The organism is Flavonifractor sp. (genome assembly GCF_019422385.1).
Lineage (GTDB): Bacteria > Bacillota > Clostridia > Oscillospirales > Oscillospiraceae > Flavonifractor > Flavonifractor avistercoris.
Genome location: NZ_JAHZDL010000119.1, coordinates 1 through 6,139 on the forward strand (window position 1 = coordinate 1; position 6,139 = coordinate 6,139).

5 protein-coding genes are annotated in these 6,139 nt (G+C 67.3%); 3 read left to right on the forward strand and 2 right to left on the reverse strand.

Translation table 11 applies throughout. The annotated features are described in order from the left end of the window. Window positions 1-2,369 (forward strand): phosphoribosylformylglycinamidine synthase subunit PurQ (locus QZ378_RS11915; RefSeq protein ID WP_291258423.1); only part of this gene is annotated, 2,369 nt, incomplete at its 5' end. A 123-nt stretch (window positions 2,370-2,492) separates the two neighbouring features. Next, window positions 2,493-2,732: a phage-shock protein gene (locus tag QZ378_RS11920; RefSeq protein ID WP_087240777.1), complete on the forward strand. Its 240-nt coding sequence runs from the start codon at window positions 2,493-2,495 to the stop codon at window positions 2,730-2,732. Window positions 2,733-3,472: 740 nt separating this feature from the next. On the opposite strand, the gene QZ378_RS11925 is transcribed toward QZ378_RS11920, so the two are convergent. Continuing rightward, window positions 3,473-3,733 carry a DUF3343 domain-containing protein gene (locus tag QZ378_RS11925; RefSeq protein ID WP_191385303.1) on the reverse strand — a complete coding sequence of 87 codons (261 nt, stop codon included), beginning with the start codon at window positions 3,731-3,733 and terminating at the stop codon, window positions 3,473-3,475. Beyond that, window positions 3,733-4,329: a sulfurtransferase-like selenium metabolism protein YedF gene (gene yedF / locus QZ378_RS11930; protein WP_291258424.1), complete on the reverse strand. Its 597-nt coding sequence runs from the start codon at window positions 4,327-4,329 to the stop codon at window positions 3,733-3,735. Before yedF ends, QZ378_RS11925 begins: the two co-directional genes overlap by 1 nt. A 693-nt stretch (window positions 4,330-5,022) precedes the next feature. Between yedF and QZ378_RS11935 the strand changes: the two genes are divergently transcribed. Next, the coding region (locus tag QZ378_RS11935; protein ID WP_291258425.1) for an FHA domain-containing protein at window positions 5,023-6,139 on the forward strand (1,117 nt) is incomplete at its 3' end.

Sequence of the window (6,139 nt, forward strand, 5' to 3'; positions counted from 1 at the left end):
CCGGCGACGTGGTGATCCTCCTGGGCGGCCGCACCGGCCGGGACGGCATCGGCGGGGCCACCGGCTCCTCCAAGAGCCACAACCTCAAGAGCCTGGACACCATGGCAAGCGAGGTGCAGAAGGGCAACGCCCCGGAGGAGCGCAAGCTGCAGCGGCTGTTCCGGGACGGGGAGGTCACCCGGCTCATCAAGCGGTGCAACGACTTCGGCGCCGGCGGCGTCAGCGTGGCCATCGGCGAACTGGCCGACGGCCTGTCCATCGATCTGGACGCGGTGCGCAAGAAGTACGACGGCCTGGACGGCACCGAGCTTGCCATCTCCGAGTCCCAGGAGCGCATGGCCGTTGTGGTGGGGCCGGAGGACGTGGACGCCTTCCTGGCCGCCGCCCAGCGGGAGAACCTGGAGGCCTATCCCGTGGCCACCGTCACCCAGGAGCCCCGCATGGTCATGACCTGGCGGGGCCAGGTGGTGGCCGACCTGTCCCGGGCCTTCCTCAACACCAACGGCGCGGTGAAGCACGCCAGCGTGTCCGTCCCCGCCCGCCCGGACGGAGTGGCCCAGCCCAAGGCCCCCACCCTGCGGGAGATGGCGGCCAGCCTGAAGTCCGCCTCCCGCCGGGGCCTCACCGAGCGGTTTGACGGCTCCATCGGCGCGGGCAGCGTGCTCATGCCCTTCGGCGGAAAGAGCCAGCGCACCCCCGCCCAGGCCATGGCCGCCCTGTTCCCCGTGCTGCCCGGGCAGGAGACCGACCAGGCCAGCGTCATGGCCTGGGGCTGCGACCCCGACCAGCTGTCCGCGGATCCCTATTCCGGCGCCCACAGCGCGGTGTACACCTCGGTGGCCAAGCTGGTGGCCGCCGGCGCGGACTACAAAACCGCCTATCTCACCCTGCAGGAGTTCTTTGAGAAACTGCGCACCGAGCCGGAGCGGTGGGGCAAGCCCTTCGCCGCCCTGCTGGGTGCCCTGGACGCCCAGCTTGAGCTGGGGGCGGCGGCCATCGGCGGCAAGGACTCCATGTCCGGTTCCTTCCTGGATCTGGACGTGCCCCCCACGGTGATCTCCTTCGCCATCGCCCCGGTGAAGGCCGGGGAGGTGCTCTCCCCCGAGTTCAAGGAGGCGGGCCACCCGGTGTACCTGTTCCACGGGGAGGGGCCCGAGGGGCAGAAGGCCGCCTGGGAGGAGTTCCACGCCCTCCACAAGGCCGGCAAGGTGAAGGCCGCCTGGGCCGTGGAGAACGGCGCGGCGGAGGCCGTGATGAACATGGCCTTTGGCAATTCCATCGGCTTTGCCGCCGATTCCAAGGCCGGCGCTCCCTGGTATGCCTCCCGCCCCGGCGCTCTCGTGGCGGAGCTGACCGGGGACGTGGAGCTGACCCACGGCGGGAAGCTGGGCGTCACCACGGCGGAGCCGGTGGTCGCCATCGGCAGGGACTCCGCCCCCATTGACGAGCTGCTCTCCCTCAGCGAGGGGGTGCTGGAGGACGTGTACCCCACCCGGGCGGGAACCTCCGGCGCGGTGAAGGCCATCTCCTGGGACAAGCGCTCCCCGGCGGTGCGCAAGCACAAGGTGGCCCACCCCAAGGTGGTCATCCCCGTGTTCCCCGGCACCAACTGCGAGTACGACTCCGCCCGGGCCTGCCTGCGGGCGGGGCTGGAGCCGGAGATCCTGGTGGTGCGCAACCTGACCGCCGCCGATCTGGAGGAGTCCGCCCTGGCCCTGGAAAAGGCCATCCGCAAGGCCCAGATCCTGTTCCTGCCCGGCGGCTTCTCCGGCGGCGACGAGCCTGACGGCTCCGCCAAGTTCATCTGCTCCTTCCTGCGCAACCCCCGCCTCACCGACGCGGTCCACGACCTGCTGAAAAAGCGGGACGGCCTGATGCTGGGCATCTGCAACGGCTTCCAGGCCCTCATCAAGCTGGGCCTGGTGCCCTACGGCGAGATCCGGGACATGGACGACAAGTGCCCCACCCTGACCTACAACACCATCGGCCGCCACCAGAGCCGGTATGTCACCACCCGGGTGGCCTCCGTCCAGTCCCCCTGGATGCTGAAGTCCAGCGTGGGCGACCTGCACACCATCCCCGTCTCCCACGGCGAGGGCCGCTTTGTGGCCCCCCGGGCGGAGGTGAAGCGGCTCATCGCCGCCGGCCAGATCGCCACCCAGTATGTGGACGCCGACGGCAAGCCCTCCATGGACATCGACGCCAACCCCAACGGCTCCCTGGAGGCCATCGAGGGCATCTTCTCCCCCGACGGCCGGGTGTTCGGCAAGATGGGCCACTCGGAGCGCCGGGGCCCCTACGTGGGCGTCAACATCCCCGGCGACAAGCACCAGCCCCTCTTTGAGAGCGGCGCGGAGTACTTCCGGTAACAAGTATAAAAAATGTGGGACAGCCGCCGGCTGTCCCACATTTTTTTATCTGATTTTAAGGATTCCTTCAGGGCAGTTTTACCTGGGCATGGTAAGCTGTATCCATCAAAAGGAGGAATTGCTATGCTGACGCTGTTTACCCTCGGCATCATCTGCCTGGTGGCCGTGGTGGCCATCCCGGTGGTGCTGCTCATCATCGGCCTGCCCCTGATGCTGCTGCTGGGCCTGCTGCCCTGGCTGCTGCGGGTCGCCGGCGTGGTGCTGCTCATCAAGGCCATCCTGGATCAGCCCACCCGGTGGGAGAACTTCCTGCCCGCCATCGCCGCCTTCGCCCTCTCCGTCCTGCTGGGCTGGATCTTCTGAGCCCGTGCCGGCGGTGCGGTGCGAATATCATCCGCCCGTTTTCCCCCGCAACTGCTGGCCCCGTGGGGCGCGACGACTCGGCGCGCCGTCCGTAGGGGCGGTATGACAACTGCCAGGGGCCTGTAGGGGCGGATATCATCCGCCCGTCCCTCTATCCGCAGGGCTGCCTGTAGGGCGGGGGCTTGCCCCCGCCGTTATTTGCCGGGGTACCCCCCGGGGGGCGCACCTGCGCGGCGGGCGCACCGCTTTTGCTGTCAAAAGCGGTGGGAAAACCACCAGGGCCCGCGTTTTTTGAGGTGGCTTCGCGTGGATTTTTATCGAAGGCGCCCCCGGCGCCTTCGACCCCGGACCCGGAGTCCATGGCGGCGGTGCGCTGTACGGACAGAGCAGAGACCGGGCCGGCATTGCCGCCCGTTCTATCGGCACTCACGTTACAGGCGCTGCCGCGCCTCGGGTGGCACGCATCGGGATTACCCTGCAAGCCCTGATCGTTGTTGCGCTGTGCCAACTTGGCCCGCCGGGCCGCCATCGGTGCTGTGCCTCCGAACTGCACTGGCGGCCGCGGCGGCGTTTTTGCTAGGGCTTGTTTGAAAATTGGCGATATGTCCAGCGGCGAGGAATTTTGGGCCGCTGGCAAGCAATTTTTTCGCAGGAATCCTGACGGATTTCAAGGAAAAATTGCGCCGTCCAGGGGGCAAAAGGCCCGCCGATTGGGCATGTTGACATGTTTCAAACATGCCCTAGGGCAGCCGCTCCGCCCGCAGAGCGCCGCCGCTGCCGGTGACGCCGTAAAAGGCGTACTCGCCGGGCTTCAGGGTGGAGGCGGCCAGGGCGGCGCGCACGGTGTCCAGATCCTCTGGCTTGAAGCGCACCGCGATGCCGCAGCCCAGGGAGATCTCCCGCAGCACCGGCATGGTGAGCACGTCCGCCGCCGGGCGGAGCACCTTTTGGGCGTAGATAGCCCCGTAGGTGGAGGTGAAGGTGATCACACCGTAGTCCATTACAGAGAGATCACCTTGCCCGCCTTCTGCATGCGGGTGACAATGTCGTACATGTTGCTCACCGTGCCCACCCGGAGCCGGTCGGTGAGGCCGTAGAAGTTCAGGCAGGTGCCGCACACCAGAATCTCCACCCCGGCGGCGGACAGGGCCTTCAGGTGCTCCGCGACCTGCTCGTCCAGGGTGGGCAGCTTCACCCCGGCGTTCATGAAGAGCACCGCCCCCGGCTTGTCCTCCCCCTGGGAGAGGGTGTAGAAGAACATGCGCATCAGGTTGGTGCCCAGCTCCCGGTCGCCGTCACCGATGATGTCCCGGCCCACAAATACCGCCCAGTCGCCGCCGGGGGCGGGCAGGGGGGAGTTGACCGCCTCCTCGCAGGCGGCGCAGCCGGTGCGGGTGAACGCGACAGAGAACACGCCCTCCGCCTCGGCGGCGGCGGCGTCAAAGCCCTGGTTGGCCGCCAGGCGCTTCAGATTTTCCACCGCCGTGGTATTGTCCACCAGGACGGTGAAGGAGCTCTCTCCGGCAGAGATGGCTTTCTTGGCCATGATCACAGGGGTGGGGCAGGCCTTGCCCCGGGCGTCGATGATGGGAGACATGGGCTCACGTCCTTTCTCTTTGGTACTGCCATTATACCGCCGGAACCGGCGGATTGTAAAGGCTGGACGCAGCCGGACCGCCGCGCCCGGCGGACAACCTCCTGTAACCGCCATGGCATCTCAGAGGCATGGCACCGCCGGCGGCCCGGCGGGCCAAGTTGGTACAGCGCAACAGCCATCAGGGCCTGCGGGGTAATCCCGATGCGTGCCGCCCGAGGCGCGGCAGCGCCTGTAACAAAAGTGCCAATAGGGCGGGTGGCAATGCGCGGTTTGTTTTTGCCCTGTCTGTACAGCCCACCGCCGCCATGGACTCCGGGTCCGGGGTCGAAGGCGCCGGGGGCGCCTTCGATAAAAATCCACGCGAAGCCACCTCAAAAAACGCGGGCCCTGGTGGTTTTCCCACCGCTTTTGACAGCAAAAGCGGTGCGCCCGCCGCGCAGGCCCGCCCCCCGGGGGTGCCCCGGCGAATGGCGGGTGACCGCAGGTCGCCCCTACGGATGGCGCGCCGAGTCGTCGCGCCCCACAGTGCCAGCAGTTGCGGGGGAAAACGGGCGGATGGGAAAGGTACACCCGATATGGCCGTAAAATGTAAAGAATTCATGAAGAAAGCGGAAGCCTGCCCGGCTTCCGCTTTTTTACCGCCCGGATTTGTGGTATACTGGGTTGCGAATTTCCCGGAAAGGAGGCGGACAAGTGGATCTGCTCTTACAGTGGCTGACGGACAACCCCCAGTTCTGCGGCTGGTTCACCACCCTGGTGCGGTTTCTGTTTCCCATACTGGCCCTGATGATCCTGATCCGAACCATCCACTCCCTGCTGACGGTGCCCTGCCTGCCGGAGGTGTGGGCCTACCTGACCCTGCCCAACGGCGCCCAGGAGCCGCTGACCCACTGGGAGAACATCCTGGGCCGGGGCGGCAACTCCGACGTAATCCTCAACTACCCGGTGGTGTCCCGGCAGCACGCGGCCCTGATCCGCCGGGAGGACGACACCTGGACGGCCTACGACCTGGGCTCCAAGGGGGGTGTGACGGTGAACGGCAGGGCGGTGGAGAAGTCCGCCCCCGTCCAGTACGGCGACGTGATCGGACTGGGGGGCGTGGAGACGGTGCTCCTCCCCCTCTCTCCCGAGGAAAAGGCCCAGCGCCGCCAGCGCCGGCGGGCCTACCGGCCCGTGTCCCCCTGGCTGGGGCTGATCCTCCTCACCGTCTTCCAGGTGCTTACCGCCGTACAGCTCACCATCAGCGAGGGGGAGAACGCCACGGCGGTGATCCCCCTGACCTTCCTGCTGCTGACGGGGGTGATGTGGCTCTACTTCCTGGTGCTGCGGGCCTGCCGGCAGGTGGGCTTTGAGATGGAGACCATCGCCTTCTTCCTGTCCACCCTGTCCCTGGCGGTCACCGCCTCCTCCAACACCGGGGCGCTGCTCAAGCAGTTTTTGTGCGTGGCCATGGGCCTGGCCGGCTTCCTGGTGCTGGGCATCTTCCTGCGGGATCTGGATCGTGCCAAAAAGATCCGCTGGCTCATGGCCGGGGCGGCCATGGCCCTGGCGGCGGTCACCCTGCTGCCCGGCGTGCCCACCCAGTACGGCGCGGCCAACTGGCTCACCATCGCGGGGGTGTCCGTCCAGCCGTCGGAGCTGGCGAAGATCTGCTACATCTTCGCCGGGGCCGCCACCCTGGAGCGGCTCTTCCACAAGCGGAACCTGGGGCTGTTCATCCTGCTCACCGGCGTATGCCTGGGCTGCCTGGCCCTGATGAGCGACTTCGGCACCGCCGCCATCTTCTTTGTCACCTTCCTGGTGATCGCCT